This is a genomic window from Comamonas sp. 23 (assembly GCF_049601575.1).
In the GTDB taxonomy this organism is placed as follows: Bacteria; Pseudomonadota; Gammaproteobacteria; order Burkholderiales; family Burkholderiaceae_C; genus Comamonas; species Comamonas squillarum.
In genome coordinates this window covers 4,634,539-4,659,922 of record NZ_CP187127.1, presented here as the reverse complement: position 1 = coordinate 4,659,922, position 25,384 = coordinate 4,634,539, and the positions used below count along the sequence as shown (strand labels likewise).

The following is a 25,384-nucleotide window of genomic DNA, read 5'->3' as shown; positions in this document are numbered from 1 at the left end:
GAAGATTGACCTCCCATGACCAAAAAAACCCATTCCTTCCAGGCCGAAGTGGCCCAATTGCTCCACCTGGTGACGCATTCGCTGTATTCGAACCAGGAGATTTTTTTGCGCGAGCTGATCTCCAATGCGTCGGATGCATGCGACAAGCTGCGGTTTGAAGCGCTCAATGACAGCGGTCTGTACGGCGACCAGCCCGATCTAGAAGTGCGCGTGTCCTATGACAGCAAGGCCAAGACCTTGACCATCACCGACACCGGCATCGGCATGACCACGCAAGAGGCCATCGACAACCTGGGCACGATTGCCAAGAGCGGCACCAAGGCCTTCATGGACAAGCTCAGTGGCGACCAGAAGGCCGATTCGCAGCTGATCGGCCAGTTCGGCGTGGGCTTTTACTCGGGCTTCATCGTGGCCGACAAGATCACCGTCGAGTCGCGCCGCGCGGGGACCCAGGCTTCGGAAGGCGTGCGCTGGACCAGCGGCGGCATGGGCGACTTCGAGGTCGAGCAGATCGACCGTGCCCAGCGCGGCACCAGCATCATCTTGCACCTGCGCGAGGACGCGCAGGACTTCTTGAACGGCTACAAGCTCAAGGAAGTGATTGCCAAATACTCCGACCACATCAGCCTGCCCATCCTGATGGAAAAGGAAGAATGGAAAGAGGGTGAGAACGACCAGCCCGGCGAGATGGCTAAGACCGGCGAGTGGGAAACCGTGAACAAGGCCAGCGCCTTGTGGACCCGTGCCAAGAAGGACATCACGCCCGAGCAGTACCAGGACTTCTACAAGGCCATCAGCCACGACTACGAAGACCCGCTGACCTGGAGCCACAACCGGGTCGAAGGCAATACCGAGTACACGCAGCTGCTCTACATCCCCGCCAAGGCGCCGTTTGACCTGTACCAGCAGGGCAAGCACGCGGGCATCAAGCTCTACGTCAAGCGCGTCTTCATCATGGACGATGCCCAGGCGCTGATGCCGCAGTACCTGCGCTTTGTCAAAGGCGTGATCGACTCGGCCGACTTGCCGCTGAACGTGAGCCGCGAGCTGCTGCAGGAAAGCCGCGATGTGCGCCTGATCCGCGATGGCTCGGTCAAGCGCGTGCTGGCTATGCTCGAAGACCTGGCCCGCCACGACAAGCCCCAGGCCGATGCCGAAGGCAGCGATGGCGTGGTGGATGTGGTCAGCGAAGACGACAAGGCCAAGGAAGGCAAATACAGCCGCTTCTATAGCGAGTTTGGCGCGGTGCTCAAGGAAGGCCTGGGCGAGGACATGGGCAACAAGGAGCGCATCGCCAAGCTGCTGCGCTTTGCATCGACCACCCACGACGGCCTGAACACCTCGTTTGCCGACTACAAGGCGCGCATGAAAGAGGGGCAGGACGCCATCTACTACATCACCGCCGACACCTTGGCCGCCGCCAAGAGCAGCCCGCAGCTTGAAGTGTTCAAGAAAAAGGGCATCGAGGTGCTGCTGATGACCGACCGGGTCGACGAGTGGGCGCTGAACTTCCTGCAGGACTTTGACGGCACGCCGCTGCAATCGGTGGCCAAGGGCGCTGTCGATCTGGGCAAGCTGCAAAACGAGGAAGAGAAGAAAGCGGCCGAAGAAGCCGCCGAAGCCTTCAAGCCGGTGCTGGCCCAGCTCAAGGAAGCCTTGAAGGACCGGGCAGACGACGTGCGTGCCACCAGCCGCCTGGTGGACTCGCCCGCTTGCCTCGTGGTCTCGGACAGCGGCATGAGCTTGCAACTGGCGCGCCTGCTCAAGCAGGCGGGCCAGCCAGCGCCCGAGTCCAAGCCGGTGCTGGAGGTTAATCCGGAGCACCCGCTGGTCAAGAAGCTGGACGGCTCGGTGCACTTCCACGACCTGGCCCAGATCCTGTTTGACCAGGCGGTACTGGCCGAAGGCGGTTTGCCCGACGACCCTGCCGCCTATGTCAAACGGGTCAATGCACTGCTGGCATAAAGCCGCACCCACCGAATGAAAATCCCCGCCGGTTGAAAAGCCGGGCGGGGATTTTTTTATCTGAGGCCTGGCAGCGGGTTGGCCCCTGCAGAAACGGGGTGGGAATTTCATGCCAGCCATTGCTGGCAATGGTGTGTGGTTTTTATTCTTTTTTGTGAATATCGATGGATTATTTGCTTTTTATCACGAGGGAAGTGCTAACTTTCAGTGGTAAATAATTCCATAATACCCGACAAAATCAAAGTTAAGAATTGTTGACATATCGGCGGCGATGCATCTTGAGGACCAGCAGCTGCCGCATCGGGGTGTTTTAATTCTGTGTCAAATTGTTTTTATCCTGAGTGCCTGCATGCCAAGAGAGTTCAAAAAACGCTACCGCAAGAAAACTTGTGCCCCATCGCGGACCTTGATGCTGCGCACATCGCTTTGGCTCTGGTTGTCTCTTCGAGCCGCCACCGTCTGCTCTAGATCTGTTATTTGATAGATAAATCAATTTATTGCGGTTTTATCTCTTCGGCGCGGCTGCATGCACAGCGGCGCTGCGTGTGCAGCACTGGGCAGCGCATGCCTTCAACGCCCACGGTATGCCTGCGGGAGCGCAGAGGCAGCAGCGCATACCAGCGGTCCAACGCTGGACCGGAAATGCTATGGCCCGGTCTGCATCGTTTTGGTGCATCATTTTTATATATTCAATTAATTTATTAAAAGTTTATTGCATATATAGGTGAATGGTCGGTGCTACATTCGCAGCCCTTGTTGTCAGGTACAGCAGGGTCTTAAGAATCCGTTACTACCACTGGGTGTTATCGCTGTGATCGCTCAGAAAATCTTTGGTATTTAGCGGAAATCTTTTATTTCACTGAACACGCAAGCCGTTATCTCTGTTTTTCAGGAGAGGGCGGAGCTTTGCCTTTTTAAACAGGACATTGAAAGTGTTACTCCCGTATCGATCGCCGCCGCTACGCAGCCCCCTGCGGTGCAGCGTTGCCTTTGCCTTGGTCTCTGGTCTGCTGCCGGCGATGGCCGCTGCGCAGTCGACCCGCTACGACATCTTTGTGAACCATGACGCCTTTGTCGCCCAGACCGGGGCCGTTGCCGAGAGCGGTTCGGTCGATGGCCCGGTGGGCGCCGACTTTGTCTACCGCGCCAAGGTCAAGCTCAATGGCGGCAGCGGCGAGGTCGCCAATGTGTCGCTGCTTCAGCAGCTGCCTGCGGGCGCCATTTTTCAGGAAATCGTCGCGCCCGCCGGCGTGCAATGTGCCCAGCCGCTGCCCCAGGCCGGCGACACCATCGAGGCAGGCGCTGCGCTGACATGCAATCTTGCGTTGGTGACGGCGACCGATTTTGTCGCGGTGGACTTCCGCGTCAAGCTGCCCAGCGCGGGGACGGACTGGACGGCGCAGGCGTCTGCCTCCAGCCCCGACAACGCGGATCCGGATGCGGGCGAGGCGGCTCCGAACCACAGCCGCATCGAGCGCACCATCACCACCTACGAACGCGCCGATCTGGCTGTGCAGATCCTCGCGCCGGTGAATGGCGCAAGCCACACCCAGGGCGACAAGGTCGACTACCAGCTGCAGGTGCGCAATGCCGACTCGCCCTATGCCTTTGCGCTCAAGGCGGGTGAAAAGGCCCAACTGCGTTTTCCACAGCCCGAGGGCACCGAGTTCCAGGGCAGCCCTGGCGGCAATGGCTGGGTGTGCAAGCTGGCCGATGACACCAGCGCCAACCAGCCCGTGCCGGTATGGAGCTGCAGCTACACCGTGCCCGCTGGCCAGTCGGTCGGCCGTGGCCAGGATTTGCCGCTGCTGAGCGTGCCCTTGCTGGTCAAGACCAGCGGCGGCCAGGTGGCCAGTGCGGTGTCGGTGTCGGGGGAGACCGCCACCGGTCAGCTGTTTCTGGATGCCGACCCTGACAACAACACCGATGATGTGCAGATCCAGGTGCAGCCCAATGTGAACCTGGACATGGCGCTCACCAAGGTCGTCAATCCCAAGGTGCTGGACAAGCAGGCCAGCGCGCCTGTGCCGGTGACCTATACGCTCAGCGCAAAGCGGGTCGCCGGAGAGCTGGTGCCGCAGGACATTGTCGTCACCGACACCCTGCCTGCCGGTGTCACGTTCGTCGGTGCGACTGGCAACGACTGGGTGTGCAGCAACAACGCGCAAATCGTTCGCTGCCAGTACAGCGGTGCTTTTACCCCGAACCTGCCGCAAATCACGGTCAAGGCCTTGGTGGATGTGTCTTCGGTGGCGGCAGAGAGCGTCATCAACAACTCGGCCGAGGTCTCGGCCAGCAATGAGCCGCCCGCCAATGTGGGCGCCAACAACCAGGCGCAGGCGAGCGTGCTGGTCAGCAACAAGGTCAATCTGGCGCTGAGCAAAAGCACGACGGCGTCGGTGATTGCCTCCGGCCAGCAATACCAGTACGCGATCAAGATCAAGAACAATGGGCCGCTGGATGTGCTGCCCGGCCAGACCATGACGGTGACCGACCAGCTCGACGGCCAACTGCAGTTTCTGGGCGTTGCCGCTGGGTCTCCCTGGGTCTGCAGCCCCGCAAGCAGCACGGCCACCGAACTGGGGAAATTGCTGACCTGCACCTTCAGCGGCGGCATTGCGGCTGGCAGCACCTCGGAGCTCCTGCTCAATGTGGTGGCCCACATCGATGCGGCAAACGGCCAGTTTGCCTCCATCGCCAACGGCGCTGCACTGGAGGGTATGCAGGGGCGTGACGGTGCGCCGCTGGGCCAGATCGTGAGCAGCAACAAAGTCAACATATCGGAGCGCCAGGCCGACCTGTCGATCAGCAAGTCTGCGGTGATCACCGGTGGCGCGAAGGCCTCGGGTGCCGAGGTGGTCTACACCCTGCGCGTGAAAAACGATGTACCTGAGAATGGGCGCAATCTAGACCTGCAGGCTGCGCAAACCGTCACGGTGACCGATGTCATCGGCAACCTGCTGACCGACGTCAGCGCCGGCGTACTGGGGGTGAAAACCTATGACAACAGCCGCTATCTGACGGCCGAGGTGCAAATGCCTGAGGTGCCGCAGGCCCAGATGCTGGGTTTGAAGGCGGGCAGCACTGCCGCCTCCGATGGCTGCAGCATTTCGGGTGACAACCACCAGAAGTCTGCGACCGTCAGCTGCACCCTGCGCAACCTGCCTGCCGACCCGGATGTTGAGTATCTGGTCGTCATCAAGGCGCGCCAGTATGTGGACCCCCAGGACGATGCCACGCAGACCAACACCATCGTCAATGTGGCCGATGTGAGCTCGCCCGATACGGCGGAGTTCAACACCGCCAACAACCGTGCGCAGGCCTCGGTAGTGCTCGAAGCACTGACCGATCTGACCGTGACCAAGCAGGCCGCACCCGAGAGCGCTGCCGCCGGCCAGGCGATCACCTACACCTTGACGGCCAAGAACAGCGGCCCCTCGCAGGCGCGCCAGGTTCGCGTGACCGATCGCCTGCCGCTCGACACCATCTTGGTGGGCTCTGCGCCCAGCATCAGCGGTGGCAGCTGCAGCTTGAGCGGCGGCGCCACGTTTGCCGCCGGCCTGGAGATCACCGAAGCCAACCGCACGATGACCTGCGTCTGGACCGATGCGGTCGCCGAGAACGCGCAAAAGACGGTCAGCTACCAGCTGCGCTCACGCGCCAAGGACTACTCGCCTCAGCTGGACAACAGCGTCCTCGTGGCCTCGGTCACGCCGGAGACGGACCTGGGCAACAACAGCGCCAACGAAACGGTGCCGCTGGACAAGCCCCAGGTCGATGTGCTGGTGAACATGCGCCATACCCATGACGGCATCCCGCTGGACACCGGCAAGACCCAGTACACGATCACGGTGACCAACAGCGGTGCATCGCAGTCCTATGCGACGGGCGTGCAGATGGTGGACCAGTTCCCGGCAGCGGGATCGACGGCCGACTTCCGCTTTGTCTCGCTCGACAGCGTGCAACTGGCCAATGGGGATAGCCGCATTGGCCTGGACAGCTGTACCGTGCCGGCCGCCGGTGCGCTGGCGGGCAGTCTGGTCTGTGATTTCCCCTGGTTGGCGCCCAATGAATCGGTGGCGATCAAGTTCACGATGGAGCCCGCTGCGCTGCTCGATGGCCGCGCCGTAGGCACCGTCAACCACCGCGCGACGGTGGCGGCCGATGTGGAAGTGCTGGGCGGCATGGATGTCAGCAAGAACAACCAGACCACGGACCGTACCTCCACCTATGACCCGGCGCAAATCTCGCCCGAAGAGCTGGACAAGCTGCGCTATGTGGATCTGTCGCTGACCAAGACCACCTCGGCCACCAGTGCCGTTGATGTGGGCGATCTGATCGCCTACACCTTGACGGTGAAGAACGAGGAAGACCCGGCAGCCAGCCCGCGCAATGACCTGGTGAACGGCCAGGCGGTCGTCAGCGATGTGCTGCCCGAAGGCCTGGCGCTGGAAGGCGCGGCCCCTGCCGGCTGCAGCTATGACGAGGCCACGCGCGCCTTGCGCTGCGAGATCACCACGCTCAACGCCGGTGAGCAAGTGGCTCTCCCCTTCAGCGCCAAGCTGCTGTCGCGTACGGAAGGACAGACCCGTGTGGTCAACAGCGCCCGCCTGACGAGCCCCGGCGATACCGACGAGTCCAACAACGACAGCCACAGCGAGACGCCGCTGGCGCTGGTGGATCTGGCGTTGACCAAATCGGTGGACAAGGCCCAGGCCGCCGCAGGCGATGCGCTGACCTACACCTTGACCGTTGTGAACAACGGTCCGGCCGACAGCCGCGAAGCCAGCGTGACCGATGTCTTGCCCGAAGGCCTGGTCTTTGTGCAAGCCTCGCCGGCCTGCCGTTTTGACGCAGGCAGCCGCACGCTGGGCTGCGTGCTGGAGCCGCTGGCCGTGGGTGCATCGGTGAGCTTGACGGTGGAGACCACCGTGGATGCCGCGCTGCAAGGCCCGGCCAGCCTGGTCAATACCGCCGTGGTGGACCTGCACGGCGATAGCGACCCGAGCAACAACGAAAGCTCGGCGACCACAACCATTGCTGGCAAGGACAATGGCGGCGGCGAAGGCCGGCCCGGTGACCAGACCGCAGTGCCCGTGCCTGCCTTGGTCCCTGGGGCGCTGCTGCTGATGGCGCTGGCCATGGCTGGCCTGGCCGCACTGCGACTGGGACGCCGCAGCTGAGAAGGCTATGCCATAGGATTTGCCTCCAGCACCCCAGCCGCGCATAGCCATGCGCGGCTTTTTTTGCGTGGGGATTTGCCGCAGGAACAGCAGTTGTTGACAGAGGCATTTCCCCCGGCCAGAACTTTAACGGCTATATTTGCTCCTACGTCCACTTCGACGACAGCAGGCACGTACCATGGTTCGCTTCTTTTTTGTATTTCTGGGGCTGCAGCTCACTTTGTTTGGTCTCAATATGCTCAGCTGGGTGCAAAAGCACCTGGTCGAGCCCTGGACGGCGATGTTGGCGCAGATCTGCGCCTTTTTGGTGACCTGGTTTGACAAGTCTGCTGTCGCCGAAGGCAAGGTGCTGTGGAACCATGCCACCAATTTTGGCGTGTCGATCGAGGCCGGCTGCAATGGCATCGAGGCCTGCATTGTGTTGTTTGCCGCCATCATGGCCTTCCCCTCGAGCTGGCGCCACAAGCTCATCGGCCTGGTGCTGGGCTTCATCGCGGTGCAAGCGGTCAATATCGTGCGCGTGATCAGCCTGTTCTACCTGGGCCAGTGGAACATGACGGCCTTCAACTTTGCCCATGAGTACCTGTGGCAGGCGCTGATCATGCTGGACGTGCTGGTCGTCTGGCTGGTCTGGGTGCGTGCCGGCCAGCGCGCCAAGCGAGCCGAGGATGGCTCGGACCAACCGCCTCCCTCGGGCTCGGGGGCCGAGCCCACGCTGGCAGCCGCCTGATTTGAACCGGCCAGCAGTGCAAGCACTGCTGGCTTTTTTCCATAGGCACGAGAAGAAGCACAGGGCCCCCAGGAGGGCGGATACAGAGGAAGAGGGATGAAGCGCTTGAACCCGATACAGCGATTTGCGCTGCTGGCCTTTGCCGGCATCATCGTGCTGACCACCTTGTGGGTGCAGCTGTCGCCCTGGATGAGCTATCCGGTGGCGGTGATCTCCAAGGAAGGCATGCTGGACCTGGCCGCGGGCTGGGTCAAGCAGGTGCATATTGCGCCCGGAAAGATCGAGGTGGATACCTCGGTGGGCGTGGCCAATGCCAACACCGGTGGCCGCTGGGCCGAGATCTCGGTCGATGGCGACCCGGGCCGCTATGCCTACGGCTTTCCGATCTTCCTGGCGCTGCTGCTGGCGGCCTGGCGCAAGGGCCGCATCTGGCGCGCGGTGCTGGGCTATGTGATCTTGCTGCCGTTCCAGGCGTTCAGCATCTCCACCAGCTTGCTGATGCAGATGGTGCTGGCCACCAATCTCGACCTGCGCCTGCTCAAGATCTCGCAGACCCAGCTGGACTTGCTCGCCTATGGCTACCAGCTGGGCAGCCTGGTGCTGCCCACCCTGGTGCCGTTTTTGCTGTGGCTGTGGCTGGACCGCCAGTTTGTCAACGAGGTGCTGGTCGAGGCCTGGAAGAAAAACATCCAGCCCAAGCTGGCGCCGCGCCCCACTGTGCTGCGGCCGCCCCCCCCACCGCCGCCTGAGCAGGTGATCCGCCCGGCCGAGAGCGGCCCCGAGATCTCGCACGAGATCAGCATCACCTTGCCGCCGCGCAAATAAGGCTAGTGCTTGGCAGCGGGCACCGGCACTGGGGTGCGCCAGGTGGCCAGCGCCAGCGCCGTGGCCAGCAGCGCAAACACTGCGCAAAACACGAGCAGCGCGCGCGACAGGCCCACCTGGTCGGACAGCCAGCCAATCCCCAGAATCGGCAAGATCGTGCCCACATAGCCGATGACCAGGTAGGTGGCCAGCAGGCCGGCGCGGTTGTCAGCCCGCGCCACCCGGTTGACCACCGAGATACCGCCCAGGTTGCACAGGCCATGGCCGAGCGCAGCGCTCAGCACGCAGAGCAGAAACACCGCCGCCGAGCTGGCAAACACATTGGCGATCAGCAGCAGATTGCACAGCGCCAGTGCGGCATAGCCGGTGATCAGCACCTTGCGGGTGACAAAGCCCTTGGCGGCATACTGCGAGGCGGCCGACAGCAGCAGAATGAGGCCGATCGACGGCCCGCTGATGGCCGGCCCGTGCCAGGGCAGCATGCTTTGCATAAAGCTGGGCGCGAGCGAGGCAAACAGGCTGAACATGCCAAAGGCACAGAAGGCGCCCATCGACGCCAGGCCGTAGCGGCGCAGCGCCGTGCGTTCGGGGAAGGTGAGGCGCGGCATCAGCTGGCGCAGGCCAAAACTGCTGCTGGCAGGCGCCGGCTGCAGGTGGGCCGGCAGCTGCACCTGGAACAGCGAATAAATCGCCAAGGCGCTCAGCAGCAGCGAGGGCAGATAGGCGCTGCGCAGCGGAAAAGGCGCCCATTGCGCGACCAGGCCACCGACAATGGGCCCCAGGCCAAAGCCAAAGGCAATCGTCAAGCTGGTGGTGGCAGCGGCCCGCTGCGTGTCACCGCTGGTGTTGAGCTGGGTCAGGCCCAGTGAGGCCGAGGTGGTGATCATCCCCGAGGCCAGGCCAATGATGATGCGGCTCAAGCCAAACACCTGCATGTTCCAGGCCAGTGCCGACAGCAGCACGCCTGCGCTTATCAGCACCACCCCCGCGCGCAGCACCTTGAAAAAACCATAGCGGGTCGTGATCGCGCCCAGTAGCATCAGGCTGGTGAGCGCTGCGGCCATATAGTGCACAAACACCTGGGTGATCGCGCTTGGCGGCAGCTGCCACTGGGCCTGGTAGAGCGGGTAGAGCGGGCTGGCCAGCGCCGTGCCCATGACGCCGACACACATCGAGAAGCACACCCAGAAATAGGGCGGCCATTGGTATTTCATGATCAGAACTTGGGGCTGGGCTGCGGTGGCAGCAGCAGGCCAGCGGCGGGTAGCGGCTGGCCCGGGAAGGACGTTGGCCTGGATTGTAGGGAGTCGGGCCCGGCATGTCCCCGCGCTGTCGGGGTGCCCATCGCTGGGCGTAGGACATCTGCATGCAATGTCCTTGCGGCAGAGGCTGGTGTAGCAATCGCTGTTAAAAATAGCCATGATCCGAATGCCCGCCATGCCTTTCTTTCTCCCCCACCGCCGCCGTGCAGCGGCCGCCGTCGCCACTGCCGCCTTGTCGGTGGCTGCGCTGTCCGCCTGCTCGCCCTATGTGGGGGTGGGCGTGCCGGTGGGGCCGTTCTCGGTCGGCGTGGGAGTGGGCAGTGGCGGGGTCAGCGCCGGGGTGGGCACGGGCCTGGGCCCTGTCGGTGTCGGCGTGGGGGTCAACCAGCGCGGCCAGGTGACGGGCAATGCAGGTGTCGGGGTCGGCACCTCCGTCGGCGGCGCCCAGGTGGGTGTAGGGGTGGGCACCGGCACGGTGTTGTATGACCCGGCAGCACCAGCGTCTGGCCCCGCCGCTGCACCGGACTATGCCCAGCCGGTGCAGCCCGGCGTGGTCGTGCCTGGGGTGGTCAACCCACCCACGGGCGAGCATGATCCCAACCTGCAGTGGCGCGGTGCGGATGGGCAACTGCTTCCCGACTGCCGCTTGAATAACCGCTGTTAACCGGTTCCTTAAACGTACAGCGGCGGCTCATCCATCGCGATGAGCTGGGCCTGCAGCATCTGGGTTTGCTCCTGCCAGTAGGCCTCGCTGCCAAACCAGGGGAAGTGGATCGGAAAGATTGGGTCGTCAAAGCGCCGCGCCAGCCAGGCGCTGTAGTGGATCAGGCGCAGCGTGCGCAGCGGCTCGATCAGTGCCAGCTCGCGCCGGTCAAAGGGGCGGAACTGTTCATAGCCTTCGACCAGCGTCGACAGCTGCGCGCTTTGCTGCTGGCGGTCGCCCGACAGCAGCATCCACAGGTCCTGCACGGCCGGGCCGCTGCGCGTGTCATCGAGGTCGACAAAATGCGGGCCGCCGCCCTGGTGCTCGGGCGGCACCCATAGCACATTGCCCGGGTGGCAGTCGCCATGCAGGCGCAGGCTGCGGTAGCTGCCCGCGGCAAAGTGGCCGCTGCCGTTGCCCGGGTCGATGATCTCGCAGATCTTGTCGGTGGCGCGGCGGCAGGCATCGCTCCAGGCGCTGCGCTGGCCGGGCGGAATGGCGCCCTGGGCCATCAGCCAGTCGTGGGGCTCGCGGGCAAAGTCCTGGGCATTGATGCTGGGGCGGTGTACAAAGGGCCGGGCCTCACCCACGGTGTGGATGCGGGCCAGAAAACGCCCCACCCATTCGAGCACCTCCCAGTCGTCCAGATCGGGCTGGCGCCCGCCCCGCCAGGGCGATACGGAAAAGCGAAAACCGCCATGCTGCAGCAGGCTGTGGCCGCCCAGCTGCAGGGGCGCGACCACCGGCACTTCGGCGTCGGCCAGCTGCTGGGAGAACTGGTGCTCCTCGGCAATGGCTGCATCGCTCCAGCGGCCCGGGCGGTAGAACTTGCAGACCACCTTGCTGCCGTCTTCCAGCCAGACCTGGTAGACGCGGTTTTCGTAGGAAGACAGCGGGTTCAGGCGGCCATCGCCCCACAGGCCCACCGACGCCAGCGCGTCGAGCACCACATCGGGGGTGAGTGCGGCATAGGCATGCTCCTGCGCGGGGCTGCTGGGCGGGTAGTCATCGGTATCGTGCATACCGCCATTGTGCGCCCTTCTTGTGACGGCCATCCTGACCACAGGGACGCAAAAAAAGCCGGGCATGCAAGGCATGCACCGGCTGTACTGGAGAGCGTCAATCGTTGAACTGCGCGACTTAGACCACCACGGTCAGGGTCTTGTCGATATTGCCGCGGGTGGCGTTGGAGTAAGGGCAGACCAGGTCGGCGTCATGCACCAGCTTTTCGGCCACGGCCTTGTCCATGCCGGGCAGGTTCACCGTCAGGCGGGCAGCGATGCCGTAGGCGTTGGGGATGGGGCCCAGGTCCACTTCGGCGTCGATCGACAGGCCATCGGGCAGGGCGAGCTTTTGCTTGCCGGCCACCGCCTTCATCGCGCCGATAAAGCAGGCGGAGTAGCCGGCAGCAAACAGCTGCTCGGGGTTGGTGCCCTGGCCGCTGGTGCCGGGCGAGGACAGCTGCACATCCAGGCGGCCATCATTGGTGCGCGATGCGCCGTCGCGGCCGCCGGTGGTGTGTGCGTGGGCGGTGTACAGAACTTTTTCGAGAGTAGCCATGGTGAACTCCTGGTCAAGGGTGGAACGAAAAAACATGCTTCATCAAGAAGCGGCGGGAAGCGGCGCGGCCAGTCGGCTGCGCAGCTGTTGGATCTGGTGGGTCAATGCCTGCAGCTCCTGCACCGTGCATTGGCTGTGCGCGAGCACACAGGCGGGGATGGCCGCGGCTTGCTCGCGCAGCTGGCGACCGGCCTCCGTCAGGTACACGCGCACACGGCGCTCATCGTCGCTGTCGCGCTGGCGCTGCAGCCAGCCTGCCGTCTGCATGCGCTTGAGCAGCGGCGTCAAGGTCCCCGAATCGAGGTACAGACGCTCGCCCAGCTCGGAGACCATGCAGCCATCGCCCTCCCACAGTACCAAGAGCACCAGGTACTGCGGGTAGGTCAAACCCAATGGTTCGAGCAAGGGCTTGTACAGCTTGGTCATCGCCAGCGAGCTGGAGTACAGCGCAAAACACAGCTGCTGGTCGAGCAGCAGCGCGTTGTGGGCAGTGGCGGGGTTGGCGTTGGGCATGGGTTGAATTATCGTACTCAATTAAATTGCGCGCAATTTAATTGAGTAAAAACCTGCAGGCAGCAGGGTGTTTGGGCAGGGCCGGTGCATGGCCCCGGGATTCGTCCTAAAGGCAGGCAAGCCGCGCGTCGGATGGACGCTGGGTTGCCTCCGTGCTCTTTAATAACCGGTCTGCACCACCTGGCCGCTGCTGTCCTTGAACTTGGCCGCCACCGCATCGGCAGCGCTGCGCAGCAGGATCAGGTCCATCGAGACCGCGACAAACTGCGCGCCCAGGGCCAGGCATTCGTGGGCGCGGGCCTCGTCCACCATCAGGATGCCGGGGGCCTTGCCGGCAGCGCGGATGCGGGTGATGGCGTTGTCAATCGCGGCATTGACCACTGGGTGGCGCGGCTGGCCAGGGTAGCCCATGCTGGCCGACAGATCGGCCGGGCCGATAAAGATGCCATCCACGCCATCGACGGCGGCGATGGCCTCGATCTGGTCCAGTGCCTGCGCGGTTTCCACCTGCACCAGCAGGCACAGCTCCTTGTCAGCATCGTCAACGTACTGCAGGTCACGGCCAAAGTTGCTGGCGCGCATCGAGCCGCCCATGCCGCGAATGCCCTGGGGCGCATAGCGCATGGCCTGCACAGCGGCGCGGGCCTCGTCGGCGTTTTGCACAAAGGGGATCAGAATGGTCTGGGCGCCAATGTCCAGGTAGCGCTTGATGAGAACCGGATCGTTCCAGGCCGGGCGCACCACGGCGCTGGTCGGGCGGGGCTGCAGGGCCGCCTCCACCGCCTGGAGCTGCTGCAGCACCTGGGGCACATCGTTGGGCGAATGCTCGGTGTCGAGCATGATCCAGTCGTAGCCGCTGCCGGCCAGCAGCTCGGTGATGTAGGGCGAGGGAAAGGCCGACCACAGGCCGATCTGCGCCTGGCCGGCGGCCATGGCTTTTTTGAAGAGGTTGGGGGTGGGCATGCTTGTCTCTGTTGTATGTGATGAGGTGTTTGCTCAGGGCAGAAGGTGGATCTCGTCGCTGCTCATTCGCGTGCGGCAGCTCCCGGCCAGCGTGTGCCACTCGCTGGCGCCCAGGTCCAGCGCCTGCTGGTCTGCCATGGCTGTCACGCTGCGGCAGATGGGCTTGAAGTGCTTGGCGGCCACCGTGTCGCGCCCATAGCGCTGGTAGTAGCGCTTGAGGTGCAGATCGGCGGCCGGCACCCTGGCGGCCACATAGGCCAGGTAGTCGCGGTAGAGCGCATCGACCGGCGCCTCTTCGAGCTGCTGCTTCCAGAGGCGAAAGCCGGCCAGGCAGGCCACCAGGGCCAGCACCAGCGCGGCCACGGGCAGGGCCTTTTTCCAGATCGGGGTGCTGCGTGGCGCGGGCATGGGGAGGAATCGCAGGGCAGCGCGGGCGCGCGCGATCAGGCGTAGCTGTAGACGCCCTTGCCGGTTTTGCGGCCCAGTTGGCCAGCGGCGACCATTTCCTTGAGCAGCGGGCAGGGGCGGTATTTGCTGTCGCCAAAGTCTTTCAGGTAGACCTCCATCACGGCCAGGCAGACATCCAGGCCGATCATGTCGGCCAGAGCCAGCGGGCCAATCGGGTGGCTGCAGCCGAGCTTCATGCCGTCATCGATGTCCTGGGCTGACGCAATGCCTTCGGCCAGCACATAGAAGGCCTCGTTGATCATCGGCACCAGAATGCGGTTGACGACAAAGCCAGGTGAGTTCTTCACGCTGATCGGCGACTTGCCCAGGCTCTCGGCCAGTGCCTTGACCGCATCGTGCGTGGCATCGCTGGTTTGCAGGCCCCGGATCACTTCGACCAGTGCCATCATCGGCACGGGATTGAAGAAGTGCATGCCGATGAACTTGTCCGCGCGCTTGGTGGCTGCGGCCAGCTGGGTGATCGAGATCGATGAGGTGTTCGAGGCCAGCAGCACCGAGGGGTCCAGCAGCGCATCGACCTGTTGCAGGATCTTGAGCTTGAGCTCGTAGTTCTCGGTGGCTGCCTCGATCACCAACTGGGCCTTTTGCAGGTCTTCATAGCGGGTGCTGCCCTGGATGCGCGCGAGGGCGGCGGCCTTGTCGGCTTCGCTGATCTTTTCCTTCTTGATCAGGCGGTCCAGGCTGCTGCCCACCGTTGCCAAGCCCTTTTGCACGGCGGCGTCTGAAATGTCCACCATCACCACATTCAGCCCGGCCACCGCGCAGGTCTGCGCAATGCCGTTGCCCATGGTGCCTGCACCAATTACGCCTACGGTCTGGATCGTCATCTGTCTTCCTTGGGTCCTGTTGCTGGGAGAGGGGCCCGCCCTGCAGTGCCTGCGGCAAGCCCGGTGCCAAGATCATAGCGGGTGGTGTTGCAGTGCGGCACAAACTGGGCGACAGAGCGCGGGGATAGGCGGGGGTTCTAAAATGCCCCCCATCGCTGCGCCGCAGCCCCTTTGTTGACACGACCTGATATGACCACCTTCGGCACCCCGCTCACCAAGAACGCAACCAAAGTCATGCTGCTGGGCAGCGGCGAGCTGGGCAAGGAGGTGCTGATCGCCTTGCAGCGCCTGGGCGTGGAGACGGTGGCGGTGGACCGCTATGACAACGCCCCGGGCCATCAGGTGGCGCACCACGCGCGCACCATCACGATGAGCGACCCGGCCCAGCTGACGGCGCTGATCGAGGCCGAAAAGCCCGACCTGGTGGTGCCCGAGATCGAGGCCATTGCCACGCCCGCACTGCAGGCGCTGGAAGCGGCCGGCACCGTGCGCGTGGTGCCCACCGCACGCGCTACCCGCTTGACGATGGACCGCGAAGGCATCCGCCGCCTGGCGGCTGAGACCCTGGGCCTGCCCACCAGCCCCTACCAGTTTTGCGACAGCCTGGCCGAGCTGCAGGCGGCCATCGATGGCGGCATTGGCTACCCCTGCGTGGTCAAGCCGGTGATGAGCAGCTCGGGCAAGGGCCAGAGCAAGATCGATGGCCCGGGCGATGTGGAAAAGGCCTGGAACTATGCGATGGCAGGCGGCCGGGTACAGGGCGGCCGCATCATCGTCGAAGGCTTTATCGACTTTGACTACGAAATCACCTTGCTGACCGTGCGCGCCAAGAATGCCGCTGGCCAGATCGAAACCCATTTCTGCGAGCCCATCGGCCATGTGCAGGTGCAGGGCGACTATGTGGAAAGCTGGCAGCCCGCGCGCATGGCGCCCGCTGCGCTGACCTTGGCGCAGGACATTGCCCGCGCCATCACCAGCGACCTGGGCACCGGCCTGAACGGCGAGCCCGCCGGCCTGGGCCTGTTTGGCGTGGAGCTGTTCGTCAAGGGCGACCAGGTCTGGTTCAGCGAAGTGAGCCCGCGCCCGCATGACACCGGCATGGTGACGATGATCACCCAGTGGCAAAACGAGTTCGAGCTGCATGCCCGCGCCATCCTGGGCCTGCCGGTGGACACCAGCCTGAAGACCGCTGGCGCCAGCGCCGTGATCTACGGCGGTGTGGATGCCCAGGGCATTGTGTTTGACGGCGTCGATGCCGCCCTGCAGATCCCCGGCACCGAGGTGCGCCTGTTTGGCAAGCCCGAGAGCTTTAGCCGCCGCCGCATGGGCGTGGCGCTGGCCCGCGCTGCCGGTACCGATGCTGCACGCGACAATGCCAAAAAGGCGGCAGCGCTGGTCAAGCCCCGCGTGGCGGAGTAAGCGGCTGCTGAGCGAACGCTCAGCACCGCGTTGGATTCATTCGATAAAAAAGCATCTGGCTGCCCTTGAGAAGGGCGTCCAGATGCTTTTGTTTTGCTGGCTTGGTTACGTTGCTCTTAGTTGGCTTGGCAGCTATAGCTGTCGGCCAGGTTTACATCACCACTGCCCTTGTAACGTGGCCAGGTCGGGTACTCGCACAGCGGCCGGGTGCGCCCAGGCACGCCAGCGGTGTCGCTGACTACCTGGGCGCCTGGGGCAGTGCCAGCGGTCACCCACTGGTCCAACGCTTTGAGCGAATCCCAGTTGGCATTGAAGGCGGTGCTGGCCGCATGGCCGTAACCGGGTACCTCGTAATAGCGCGCAAAGCTCTTGACGGCGCTGGCGCCCATGGTCTGCTCCAGGCGCTGCCAGTACTGCGCGGTAGCGCGGGTGCTGACGAGCACGTCGGCCGTGCCATGGGCCATCAGCAGCTTGCCGCCGCGCTTGTTGAAGGCCGACAGGTCGGTGCTGTTGATGTCCTGCAACTTGGTGAGCTGGTTGATGCGGTCGGTCCAGGCGCCGGGGTTTTGTGGGTTCAGCGACAGCGCATCAAAGTTGGCATCGCGGGTCACAAAATAGCGCACCCACTGGTCCCAGAACACGGCCCAGTACGGGGCGGTGAGCGGCGCGGGGCTGGCCGGCGCGGTGGTGTTCATCGCCAGCAGGTTGACCGTGGGCTGCAGCGGGCTGCTGCCTTCCTCGCCCAGCTCCGAACCCCAGACGTTGAAGCCGGGGTACTGCGTCTCGCCGCTGCCCAGCGGCGCGCTGAAGCGGATTTCGCTGTTGTAGGTCTTGAGCGCGCTGATCATTGCATCGGACAGGCAGCCTTCCTGGCTCGCGCCGCCGGCGCAGCGCAGCGGCTGGCCATTGAGCGTAGCGGTAGCCGGGTCAAACTGGCTGTTGCAGGCGGCCACATTGCTGACCACGCCGTCCTGCACGCCGTCGAGCGCATCGCACTTCTCCAGCGCCGCCTGGCGCAGCAGCTTGCGCTGGCCCAGGCTCGGGTAGGCGCCAGGCTGGGCAAAGGCGCGGCTGATGCGGCCAAACTGCAGATCCAGGCTGGCGGCGTTCCAGGCCGGGTACCAGGCCACCACGCCATCCCAGTCGGACGGCCATTTCTGCGCCACGGCCAGCGCCTCGCGCCCGCCGGTGGAGCCGCCCATGAAGTAGCGCTTGTCCGGCTTTTTGCCGTAAAAGCGCGTCACCAGCACATCGGCCACGTCGCTGACCTTTTTCAGCGCAGCGCCCGAGAAGTTGGCGACCGCTTCGTCATTGGTGCCAAAGCTGCCATCGCGGCTGCCGGCTGCCCCTGCCTGGTGGCCCGAGTCGCTGCCAAACACCGCATAGCCCTGGTTGAGCAGCGGGTAGGCACCCTGGCTGGCGGGGGCGGCCGGGTAGGTGTAGAGGCTGGGCATCACGCCGTTGTAGCCGCCACCGCCCACCATCACCACCTTGCCGTTCCACTCCTTGGGCAGCAGCAGGCCCATCTTGATGGCCGGGGCGCCGGGGTCGACCGGGGCGATCAAGATATTGGCCCGTACCGAGGCGGGCGGCTGCGCGCCGCTGGCGGCCGTTGGCGTTTCGGTCGAGGTCACCGTGGCACCGCTGGTGGGCAGGCCGATCTGGCTGGCCGCCACCTGCTGCTTGGCCAGCGCCAGGCTGGCCTCGTCAAAGTTGAAGCTGTGGGAGCCGCCGCTGCCGCAAGCGGACAGCGCAAGGACTGCGCTGGCGACGGCCGTCAGAGGGATAAAGCGCCGCAGGGGTGGGAGGATGGTTGTGGTCACGGTGTCTCCTGGTTGTTATGGTGCGGGCGCAAAGGCTTCTTTACGGCCCGCCGACCATTGTGGAAGTGACGCCCACAGTTATCCACAGGGTTTGCAGTTAGGTAGTTCCCCATAAGTAAAAAAGCCAGCACGGTCGTGCTGGCATTGGAGTAGGGCCCCCGCTGGCAAGGGCCCGCTTGGCGCGCTGCTTACTGGAAAGCCACCTCGGCAAAGCTGCGCAGCTTGCGGCTGTGCAAGCGGTCCACACCGCCTTCGCGCAGGATGTTGACCGCCCGCATGCCGATGCGCAGATGCTGGTCCACCCGCTCGCGGTAGAAGTGGTTGGCCATGCCGGGCAGCTTGATCTCGCCGTGCAGCGGTTTGTCGCTCACGCACAGCAAGGTGCCGTAGGGCACGCGAAAGCGGAAGCCATTGGCGGCAATGGTGGCGCTTTCCATATCGAGCGCCACGGCCCGGCTCTGGCTGAAGCGGCGCTGGGGTGTGTTGTCGGGCAGCAGCTCCCAGTTGCGGTTGTCGGTGCTGGCCACGGTGCCCGTGCGCATGAAGCGCTTGAGGTCGTCCTCGGGCACCTGGGTGACATCGGCCACCGCCTGCTGCAGCGCGACCTGGATCTCGGCCAGCGCGGGGATGGGCACCCACAGCGGCAGCTCTTCGTCGAGCACATGGTCCTCGCGCACATAGGCATGGGCCAGCACATAGTCGCCCAGCTGCTGGCTGTTGCGCAGGCCGGCGCAGTGGCCCAGCATCATCCAGGCATGGGGCCGCAGCACGGCGATATGGTCGGTGATGGTCTTGGCATTGGCCGGGCCCACGCCGATATTGACCATGGTCGTGCCCGACTGGTCAGCGCGCACCAGGTGGTAGGCGGGCATCTGCGGCAGGCGCGGGGGCGGGTTGCCCAGCGCGTCCACCGCTTCGGGCGCCAAGCCCTGGCGGCGGGTGACGACATTGCCCGGCTCGATAAAGGCGATGTACTCGCTGTCCGGGTTGGCCATCTCGGCGCGGCCCAGGCGGATGAACTCGTCGATATAGAACTGGTAGTTGGTGAACAGCACAAAGTTCTGGAACCACTCGGGCAGGGTGCCGGTGTAGTGGCGCAGGCGCTGGAGCGAGTAGTCCATGCGCGGCGCGGTGAACAGCGACAGCGGATGCGCCTCGCCCGGCTTGGGCTCCCAGGTGCCGTTGGCGATGCCATCGTCCATCGCATGCAGGTCGGGCAGGTCAAACACATCGCGCATCAGCATGCGGCGCTCGGCGCTCAGCTGGCCTTCGATATGGTCGTTGTCGGCAAACGAGAAATGGATGGGGATGGGCTGGCTGCTGGTGCCCACTTCCAGCTCCACGCCGTGGTTCTCGATCAGCAGCCGGAACTGCTCGGCATAGTAGTTGGCAAACAGGTCGGGGCGGGTCAGCGTGGTCTCGTAGTGGCCGGGGCCCTCGACAAAGCCATAGGCGAGCTTGCTGTCGGCCCGGGCCACGGTGCGCGTGTGCAGGCGCACAAAGGGATAGCAGGCGCGGTAGGGGGCGGCCGGGGTTTCGCCCGCGACAAAGCGTTGCATGGCCTGGCGCAGAAAGCCGATTTGCTCGGCATAGATGGCCTGGACCTGCGCCAGCGCGGAGGAAGCCGTGCGGTGGCTGGTCGGTGCGGTAAAGGCAGGTTTGGTAAAGGTCATGCACCATTGTGCATCTGCTTTTGGGCCCTGGCATGACAAATCAGGGCCCGGTGTTGCTGGCTGTCAGCACCGGTGGCCGGCGGCGCCAAGGCCGGATTCAGGGGTACCCGCAGGGCCGCCAGCGGCTGCCAGGCCGGGCGCGGGATAATTGCGCCATGAACGCAACCACCACCACCGCCAACGCAGCGGACGCCAGCTCTTTCAGCCAACTGCCTCTGGGCCAGACCATGCAGGCCAATCTGCAGCAGCTGGGCTACACGCAGATGACGGCGATCCAGGCGGCCAGCCTGCCCTTTGCGCTGCAAGGCAAGGATGTCATTGCCCAGGCCAGCACCGGCAGCGGCAAGACCGCCGCCTTTGGCCTGGCCCTGCTCGCCCGCCTGAACCCGCGCTGGTTTGCCGTGCAATCGCTGGTGCTGTGCCCCACCCGTGAGCTGGCCGACCAGGTCGCCACCGAAATCCGCCGCCTCGCGCGCGCCGAGGAGAACATCAAGGTCGTCACCGTCTATGGCGGTGTGCCCTCGCGCAACCAGATCGCCAGCCTGGAAAACGGTGCCCACATCATCGTTGGCACCCCGGGCCGGGTGATGGACCTGATGGAGCGCGGGGTGATCGACCTGGCCGCCCTCAACACCCTGGTGCTGGACGAGGCCGACCGCATGCTGGACATGGGCTTTTATGGCGACATCGTCACCGTCGCCAGCCAGTGCCCGGCCGAGCGCCAGACCCTGCTGTTCTCGGCCACCTACCCCGAGGGCATTGCCCAGCTGGCCGAGCGCTTCATGCGCGATCCGCAGACCGTCAAGGTTGCCTCGCAGCACAGCGCGCACAAGATCGCGCAGCGCTGGTACGAGGTCAAGGAGTCCGAGCGCCTGCATGCCGTGTCGCAGCTGCTGGCGCATTTCCGGCCCGAGTCGTCCATCGCCTTTTGCAACACCAAGCAGCAATGCCGCGACCTGGTCGAGGTGCTGCAGGCCCAGGGCGTGAGCGCGCTGGCGCTGTTTGGCGAGCTGGAACAGCGCGAGCGCGACGAGGTGCTGGTGCAGTTTGCCAACCGCAGCTGCAGCGTGCTGGTGGCCACCGATGTGGCCGCGCGCGGCCTCGATATCGCCAACCTGGCCGCCGTCATCAACGTGGACACCACGCCCGACGCTGAAGTGCATATCCACCGCATTGGCCGCACCGGCCGGGGCGATGCCGAAGGCCTGGCGCTGAGCCTGGCCAGCATGGACGAGATGGGCTCGGTCGGCAAGATCGAGCTGCTGCAAGGGCGCGAGTCGCAATGGCATCCGCTGAGCGAGTTGACCCCGGCATCCGACCAGCCGATGGTGCCGGCGATGCGCACCATCCAGATCATTGGCGGGCGCAAGGAAAAGATCCGCGCTGGCGATGTGCTGGGCGCAATGACGCGCGACTTTGGCTACAGCAAGGAGCAGATCGGCAAGATCAATGTGAACGACTTCTCGACCTATGTGGCCGTCAGCCGCGATATCGCCCACCAGGCGGTGGACCGGCTCAACAGCGGCCGGGTCAAGGGCAAAACCGTGAAGGCGCGCCTGCTCTAAGCCCCGCCGCACCCCGCCCGCCATGAAACCTGCCTTACCCGCCGCAGCGCACAGCCGCTGGACTACGCCCGAGAACCTGCTGCGCATCTCGGTGGTGGTGGCCATTGCCACCATTGCCCTCAAGACCAGTGCCTGGGCCGTCAGCGGCTCGGTGGGCCTGCTGTCCGATGCGCTGGAATCGCTGGTCAACCTGGTGGGCGCGCTGTTTGCGCTGGGCATGGTCACCATTGCCAAGCGCCCGGCTGACGAGGGCCACCCCTATGGCCACACCAAGGCGGAGTACTTCTCTGCCGGCTTTGAGGGCCTGCTGATCTTTGGCGCGGCCATGGCCATTGTCTGGGCCTCGGTGGACCGCCTCCTACACCCCCAGCCGCTCGAGCAGCTGGGCTGGGGCATTGCGCTGTCCATGCTCAGCACGGCGCTCAACGGCGGGCTGGCGTTTGTCATGCTGCGGGCGGCACGCGCGCACCATTCGATGGCGCTGGAAGGCGATGGCCGCCACCTGATGACCGATGTCTGGACCTCGGTCGGCGTGGTCGGCGGCTTGCTGCTGGCGATGCTGACCGGCTGGCATTGGCTCGATGCGGTGCTGGGCATTGCGGTGGCGCTGCATATCTTCAAAGAAGGTGGCCAGCTGGTCTGGCGCTCTTCGCAGGGCCTGATGGACGAGTCCATCGATGCCGAGACCCTTGCCAAGATCGAGCACTGCGTGCGCAGCTTTGAGGCGCAAACCGGCGGCGCCGTGCATTGCGACAAGCTCAGCACCCGGCGCGCCGGCGCGCTGCACTTTATCGACATGCACCTGCACATGCCCGGCGACTGGACCCTGGCCCATGCCACCCAACTGCGCATGCAGCTGGAGGCCGCTTTGCTGCAGGAGCTGCCGCAGGCGCGCATCAGCATGGAAGTACTGCCGCTGGGCGTACAAACCCAGACCGAGGCCGTGCAGCTGCACGGCGATGCACCCAGCCCCTGAACCATGAACCCCGGCTGCAGCGCCCTGGCCTGCCGCCTTTCCGGAAGCAAGAATCTCCGATGATCAGCGTATTGCAACGGGTGCGCGAAGCACGAGTTGAAGTGGATGGCCAAGTGATTGGCCAGATTGGCCATGGCCTGCTGGCCCTCGTCTGCGCCGAGCGCGGCGACAGCCAGGCAGAAGCCGACAAGTGGCTGGCCAAGATGCTCAAGCTGCGCATCTTCCAGGACGAGGCCGGCAAGATGAACAAGAGCGTCGTCGATGTGGCCGGCGGCCTGCTGATCGTGAGCCAGTTCACCCTGGCCGCAGACACCAGCGGTGGCAACCGCCCCAGCTTTACCCAGGCCGCGCCCCCGGCCGATGGCGAGCGCCTGTACGACTATGTCGTGGCGCAGGCGCGCGCGCTGCACCCCGAGGTGGCGACTGGCCGTTTTGGCGCCGACATGAAGGTCTACCTGATGAATGACGGGCCGGTGACGATTCCGCTGCGCATTGCGCCCGTTGCTGCGACGGGGGCCTGAAGCCTATCCACCCAGCCACGTCATCTGGAGCTCGACAAGCAGCAGCTAGACTCAGTCCTTTTGCCACCGAGAGGACGAGAGACACCGATGACCGAGATGGAAAAAGCCGCTGCCGGCCTGCTGTACGACGCCAACCATGACCCCAGCGTGCTGCAGCTGCGCGATGCCGCCAAGGAAAAGCTGTTTGCCTTCCAGCAGATCGGCGCGCACCTGCGTGCCGAGCGCGAAGTGATTCTGCGCGGCCTGCTGGGCAAGCTGGGCCGCAACCCGGTGTTCGATGGCCCCTTCCTGTGTGACTACGGCTTCAACATCGAGATTGGCGACCACTTCTACACCAATGTGAACCTGGTCATCCTCGATGCCGCCAAGGTCCGCATCGGCAACAACGTCTTTATCGCGCCCAATGTCGGCCTCTACACCTCCGGCCACCCGCTCGATGCCGCGCGGCGCAACCAGGGGCTGGAATTCGCCCTGCCCATCACCATTGGCGACAACGTCTGGATCGGGGCGGGCGTGCAGGTGCTGCCTGGCGTCAACATCGGTGCCGGCAGCGTGATTGCGGCCGGTGCCATCGTCACCAAGGATGTGCCCGAAGGCGTGGTGAGTGCCGGCAACCCGGCGCGTGTGCTGCGGGCCATCACCGACAAGGATGCGCAGGCCTACGCCTGAGGTGTCGCGTCGCGCTCAGACCGCCGCCAGCGCTGCCAGGTGGGTGTCCACCGTCCCCGCGCCGCTGGCTGCATTCATATGCGCAAAGTACTGGTACCAGCCGCTGGCCTCTATCGCGGCCAGCAAGGCATCGCGTGCCTGCGGGTTGGGAAAGCGCCAAATGCCTAGAAACTGGTGCTGGCTGGCTTGTGCAATGGCGGTATCGGTCTCTGCCAGAGAGAGCAGCTCGATGCCCTGGCTGGAGAGCTGGCCCAGGCCCTGGCCGATGGCGGACAGAAACGACAGGCGCTGCGCGGCGGGCAGCGCCTGCCAGGCGGCATTCGGGGTATAGAGCTCGACAAGGTAGCAAAACATGGCTGGGGCTTCTTTCAGCGAATACTGCGCAGCGCGCGTTGACAGATACGTGCGGTGTTGGGCGATGGTGTATCGCCCAGCCACTGGCTGCAGATCTCGCGCACCCAGTCGGGCTGGTCCTTGGCGGCGTCGTTGAGCCAGTTGGCGACGGAATCCTGCACATAGATGGAGGGGTCAGCACGCAGCGCTTGCAGCAGCGGCAGGGCCTGCGCGGGCGTCTTTTTGAGCGCGGCGATGTGCGCACACCAGACGCCACGTGGGCGCAGTGCCTCGCAGGCAAAGCGGCGCAGCTTGTCGGACGGCGATGCCGTCCAGGGCAGCAGCTGTGCGATGGCCTCGTGCAGAGCGCTGGCCAGATGCGGGCGCAAGGCCATCCAGGCCCATTCGCGCACGCCAAAATGCCCATCGTCGGCCAGGCTGCGGATCGCGGAAAGACGCACCGGCAGTGCCAGCCCGGGCTGGGCGCCAACCATAAAGCAGGCCCAGCCGCGCACGGTGTCTGCCGGGTGGTTGCGGCACTGCGCGATGCCCTCGGCGCCCAGGGCATTCAGCAGCAGCTCGCCGATGCGGCCCATGCGCCCCAGAATACCCAGCGTGCAAGCGGCATCGGCTTGCTGCAAGGTCTGGGCAGAGAGACCGGGAAAGACGGTGCGCAGCAGCTGCGCCTGGTCCAGCGCCGTGCATTCAGCCAGCGTGGCGGTGGCGATCTCGCCTCTGGACAGCGCTTGCAGCACATCGGCAGGGATATCGGCCGCGCGGCTGGCGCCTTTGCGTGGGCTGTTCATAGCGCTGCTTCGCCCAGGTTGCGGGCCACCTTATCCAGCAGTTGGGCCAGCTGCTGGCGCTCGCTGGCCGACAGCCCGCCGTACAACCCGGCGATCCAGTGGCTGTGCTGGGCAAACACCTGTTGGGCCAGCTGCCGGCCTTTGCCGGTGAGCCGTATGCGCAGCGCGCGGCGGTCGCTGGCCTCGGCATGGCGGGCGACCAGGCCTTCGCGCTCCAGGCCATCGAGCAGACCGGTGACGGTGGCCCGGGTCACGCCCGCACGCTCGGCCAAGGTATTGGGCGCCAGGCCATCGGCCGCGGCGTCCAGCAGGAACAGCAGCACAAAGCGCCCTTCCGACAGGCCATTCGGGGCCAGCAAGCGGGCGCAGTCGCGGTCAATATCTGCTGCCAGCGTGAGCGTCTGGAAGCAAAGGCGAATCCCTGCCACATCGGGCATGCCGCGCCGCTGGGCTTCGTCCAGCAGGGCGTTGTATTTTTGGGCGAGTTGCATGATGGCGGCTTATAGTGAGGTGGCTAATTATATGCACAAAGCATGCTGCCTGGTGGCATGCCATGGGGATGGCGGTTGGCGAACGCACTGCGTGGCTAGAAGCAGCGCT

21 protein-coding genes and 1 pseudogene are annotated in these 25,384 nt (G+C 64.7%); 10 read left to right on the top strand and 12 right to left on the bottom strand.

What is annotated here, in order from left to right:
* The first annotated feature begins 15 nt into the window (after positions 1–15).
* The 4 genes from htpG (at position 16) to ACPEE1_RS21000 (ending at position 8,703) form a co-directional block, all read left to right on the top strand.
* A complete protein-coding gene (gene htpG / locus ACPEE1_RS21015) occupies positions 16–1,965 on the top strand; it encodes a molecular chaperone HtpG (RefSeq protein WP_116927745.1) in 1,950 nt (649 codons plus the stop codon).
* A gap of 995 nt (positions 1,966–2,960) precedes the next feature.
* Entirely contained in the window at positions 2,961–7,148 is a 4,188-nt protein-coding gene (locus ACPEE1_RS21010; RefSeq protein ID WP_423934767.1) for a hypothetical protein, read from the top strand.
* Positions 7,149–7,326: 178 nt separating this feature from the next.
* Positions 7,327–7,878 carry an exosortase H gene (gene xrtH, locus ACPEE1_RS21005; RefSeq protein ID WP_116927747.1) on the top strand — a complete coding sequence of 184 codons (552 nt, stop codon included), beginning with the start codon at positions 7,327–7,329 and terminating at the stop codon, positions 7,876–7,878.
* A gap of 96 nt (positions 7,879–7,974) precedes the next feature.
* The gene (locus ACPEE1_RS21000; protein WP_021024941.1) at positions 7,975–8,703 is read left to right on the top strand and encodes an exosortase H-associated membrane protein; all 729 of its coding nucleotides are present in this window, start codon (positions 7,975–7,977) and stop codon (positions 8,701–8,703) included.
* Between the two features lie 2 nt (positions 8,704–8,705).
* Here ACPEE1_RS21000 and ACPEE1_RS20995 read toward each other — a convergent pair whose 3' ends face one another.
* On the bottom strand, positions 8,706–9,917 hold the full coding sequence (locus ACPEE1_RS20995; RefSeq protein WP_423934765.1) for an MFS transporter: 1,212 nt from the start codon (positions 9,915–9,917) through the stop codon (positions 8,706–8,708).
* Positions 9,918–10,131: 214 nt separating this feature from the next.
* Here ACPEE1_RS20995 and ACPEE1_RS20990 point away from each other — a divergent pair, with 214 nt between their 5' ends.
* Complete coding sequence (locus ACPEE1_RS20990) at positions 10,132–10,629, top strand: hypothetical protein (protein ID WP_423936482.1); 498 nt, start codon at positions 10,132–10,134, stop codon at positions 10,627–10,629.
* 8 nt (positions 10,630–10,637) lie between these two features.
* Here the strand turns inward: ACPEE1_RS20990 and ACPEE1_RS20985 are convergent, their stop codons facing one another.
* From ACPEE1_RS20985 to ACPEE1_RS20960, 6 genes and pseudogenes are all read right to left on the bottom strand, one after another.
* On the bottom strand, positions 10,638–11,690 hold the full coding sequence (locus ACPEE1_RS20985) for a serine/threonine protein kinase (RefSeq protein ID WP_423934764.1): 1,053 nt from the start codon (positions 11,688–11,690) through the stop codon (positions 10,638–10,640).
* A 118-nt stretch (positions 11,691–11,808) separates the two neighbouring features.
* Entirely contained in the window at positions 11,809–12,228 is a 420-nt protein-coding gene (locus ACPEE1_RS20980; protein WP_027010425.1) for an organic hydroperoxide resistance protein, read from the bottom strand.
* 42 nt (positions 12,229–12,270) lie between these two features.
* Positions 12,271–12,741, bottom strand: coding sequence for a MarR family winged helix-turn-helix transcriptional regulator (locus tag ACPEE1_RS20975; protein WP_423934762.1), 471 nt, complete (start codon positions 12,739–12,741; stop codon positions 12,271–12,273).
* 159 nt (positions 12,742–12,900) lie between these two features.
* The gene (locus tag ACPEE1_RS20970; RefSeq protein WP_423934760.1) at positions 12,901–13,704 is read right to left on the bottom strand and encodes an HpcH/HpaI aldolase family protein; all 804 of its coding nucleotides are present in this window, start codon (positions 13,702–13,704) and stop codon (positions 12,901–12,903) included.
* 33 nt (positions 13,705–13,737) lie between these two features.
* On the bottom strand, positions 13,738–14,112 hold the full coding sequence (locus tag ACPEE1_RS20965) for a hypothetical protein (RefSeq protein WP_116927753.1): 375 nt from the start codon (positions 14,110–14,112) through the stop codon (positions 13,738–13,740).
* Between the two features lie 35 nt (positions 14,113–14,147).
* Positions 14,148–15,035, bottom strand: a pseudogene (locus ACPEE1_RS20960) (3-hydroxybutyryl-CoA dehydrogenase); the annotation flags it as partial.
* Positions 15,036–15,188: 153 nt separating this feature from the next.
* Between ACPEE1_RS20960 and purT the strand changes: the two are divergent.
* Positions 15,189–16,418 carry a formate-dependent phosphoribosylglycinamide formyltransferase gene (purT, locus tag ACPEE1_RS20955; protein WP_116927755.1) on the top strand — a complete coding sequence of 410 codons (1,230 nt, stop codon included), beginning with the start codon at positions 15,189–15,191 and terminating at the stop codon, positions 16,416–16,418.
* A 116-nt stretch (positions 16,419–16,534) separates the two neighbouring features.
* Here the strand turns inward: purT and ACPEE1_RS20950 are convergent, their stop codons facing one another.
* Both ACPEE1_RS20950 and ACPEE1_RS20945 read right to left on the bottom strand, forming a co-directional pair.
* Positions 16,535–18,241: a tannase/feruloyl esterase family alpha/beta hydrolase gene (locus ACPEE1_RS20950; RefSeq protein ID WP_423934758.1), complete on the bottom strand. Its 1,707-nt coding sequence runs from the start codon at positions 18,239–18,241 to the stop codon at positions 16,535–16,537.
* A gap of 188 nt (positions 18,242–18,429) precedes the next feature.
* Positions 18,430–19,914, bottom strand: coding sequence for an AMP nucleosidase (locus tag ACPEE1_RS20945; RefSeq protein WP_116927757.1), 1,485 nt, complete (start codon positions 19,912–19,914; stop codon positions 18,430–18,432).
* A 155-nt stretch (positions 19,915–20,069) separates the two neighbouring features.
* Here ACPEE1_RS20945 and dbpA point away from each other — a divergent pair, with 155 nt between their 5' ends.
* From dbpA to ACPEE1_RS20925, 4 genes are all read left to right on the top strand, one after another.
* On the top strand, positions 20,070–21,479 hold the full coding sequence (dbpA, locus tag ACPEE1_RS20940; RefSeq protein WP_182344828.1) for an ATP-dependent RNA helicase DbpA: 1,410 nt from the start codon (positions 20,070–20,072) through the stop codon (positions 21,477–21,479).
* A gap of 22 nt (positions 21,480–21,501) precedes the next feature.
* Positions 21,502–22,455, top strand: a complete 954-nt coding sequence (locus ACPEE1_RS20935; protein ID WP_423934756.1) for a cation diffusion facilitator family transporter — start codon at positions 21,502–21,504, stop codon at positions 22,453–22,455.
* 59 nt (positions 22,456–22,514) lie between these two features.
* On the top strand, positions 22,515–22,976 hold the full coding sequence (dtd, locus tag ACPEE1_RS20930; RefSeq protein WP_423934754.1) for a D-aminoacyl-tRNA deacylase: 462 nt from the start codon (positions 22,515–22,517) through the stop codon (positions 22,974–22,976).
* An 87-nt stretch (positions 22,977–23,063) separates the two neighbouring features.
* Positions 23,064–23,645 (top strand): sugar O-acetyltransferase, encoded by a 582-nt coding sequence (locus ACPEE1_RS20925; protein ID WP_116927761.1) that lies wholly within the window; start codon positions 23,064–23,066, stop codon positions 23,643–23,645.
* A gap of 15 nt (positions 23,646–23,660) precedes the next feature.
* Here the strand turns inward: ACPEE1_RS20925 and ACPEE1_RS20920 are convergent, their stop codons facing one another.
* Genes ACPEE1_RS20920 through ACPEE1_RS20910 form a run of 3 tightly spaced genes read right to left on the bottom strand, consistent with a single transcriptional unit; the run spans position 23,661 to position 25,275 of the window.
* Positions 23,661–23,999 (bottom strand): DUF6616 family protein, encoded by a 339-nt coding sequence (locus tag ACPEE1_RS20920; protein WP_423934753.1) that lies wholly within the window; start codon positions 23,997–23,999, stop codon positions 23,661–23,663.
* Positions 24,000–24,013: 14 nt separating this feature from the next.
* Positions 24,014–24,784, bottom strand: coding sequence for a DNA alkylation repair protein (locus tag ACPEE1_RS20915; RefSeq protein ID WP_116927763.1), 771 nt, complete (start codon positions 24,782–24,784; stop codon positions 24,014–24,016).
* Positions 24,781–25,275 (bottom strand): MarR family winged helix-turn-helix transcriptional regulator, encoded by a 495-nt coding sequence (locus ACPEE1_RS20910; protein WP_182344832.1) that lies wholly within the window; start codon positions 25,273–25,275, stop codon positions 24,781–24,783. The genes ACPEE1_RS20915 and ACPEE1_RS20910 overlap by 4 nt, the downstream gene beginning before the upstream one ends.
* Between the last annotated feature and the right edge of the window lie 109 nt (positions 25,276–25,384).

Excerpts from the sequence above, each read along its gene's own strand:
- purT (WP_116927755.1), top strand. The coding sequence starts at position 15,189 with ATGACCACCTTCGGCACCCCGCTCACCAAGAACGCAACCAAAGTCATG.
- ACPEE1_RS20920 (WP_423934753.1), bottom strand. The coding sequence starts at position 23,999 with ATGTTTTGCTACCTTGTCGAGCTCTATACCCCGAATGCCGCCTGGCAG.
- ACPEE1_RS20985 (WP_423934764.1), bottom strand. The coding sequence starts at position 11,690 with ATGCACGATACCGATGACTACCCGCCCAGCAGCCCCGCGCAGGAGCAT.
- ACPEE1_RS20965 (WP_116927753.1), bottom strand. The coding sequence starts at position 14,112 with ATGCCCGCGCCACGCAGCACCCCGATCTGGAAAAAGGCCCTGCCCGTG.
- htpG (WP_116927745.1), top strand. The coding sequence starts at position 16 with ATGACCAAAAAAACCCATTCCTTCCAGGCCGAAGTGGCCCAATTGCTC.
- ACPEE1_RS20915 (WP_116927763.1), bottom strand. The coding sequence starts at position 24,784 with ATGAACAGCCCACGCAAAGGCGCCAGCCGCGCGGCCGATATCCCTGCC.
- ACPEE1_RS20970 (WP_423934760.1), bottom strand. The coding sequence starts at position 13,704 with ATGCCCACCCCCAACCTCTTCAAAAAAGCCATGGCCGCCGGCCAGGCG.
- ACPEE1_RS20925 (WP_116927761.1), top strand. The coding sequence starts at position 23,064 with ATGACCGAGATGGAAAAAGCCGCTGCCGGCCTGCTGTACGACGCCAAC.
- ACPEE1_RS21000 (WP_021024941.1), top strand. The coding sequence starts at position 7,975 with ATGAAGCGCTTGAACCCGATACAGCGATTTGCGCTGCTGGCCTTTGCC.
- ACPEE1_RS20910 (WP_182344832.1), bottom strand. The coding sequence starts at position 25,275 with ATGCAACTCGCCCAAAAATACAACGCCCTGCTGGACGAAGCCCAGCGG.
- ACPEE1_RS20945 (WP_116927757.1), bottom strand. The coding sequence starts at position 19,914 with ATGACCTTTACCAAACCTGCCTTTACCGCACCGACCAGCCACCGCACG.
- dbpA (WP_182344828.1), top strand. The coding sequence starts at position 20,070 with ATGAACGCAACCACCACCACCGCCAACGCAGCGGACGCCAGCTCTTTC.
- ACPEE1_RS20975 (WP_423934762.1), bottom strand. The coding sequence starts at position 12,741 with ATGCCCAACGCCAACCCCGCCACTGCCCACAACGCGCTGCTGCTCGAC.
- ACPEE1_RS20935 (WP_423934756.1), top strand. The coding sequence starts at position 21,502 with ATGAAACCTGCCTTACCCGCCGCAGCGCACAGCCGCTGGACTACGCCC.
- ACPEE1_RS20980 (WP_027010425.1), bottom strand. The coding sequence starts at position 12,228 with ATGGCTACTCTCGAAAAAGTTCTGTACACCGCCCACGCACACACCACC.
- ACPEE1_RS20995 (WP_423934765.1), bottom strand. The coding sequence starts at position 9,917 with ATGAAATACCAATGGCCGCCCTATTTCTGGGTGTGCTTCTCGATGTGT.
- dtd (WP_423934754.1), top strand. The coding sequence starts at position 22,515 with ATGATCAGCGTATTGCAACGGGTGCGCGAAGCACGAGTTGAAGTGGAT.
- xrtH (WP_116927747.1), top strand. The coding sequence starts at position 7,327 with ATGGTTCGCTTCTTTTTTGTATTTCTGGGGCTGCAGCTCACTTTGTTT.
- ACPEE1_RS20990 (WP_423936482.1), top strand. The coding sequence starts at position 10,132 with ATGCCCGCCATGCCTTTCTTTCTCCCCCACCGCCGCCGTGCAGCGGCC.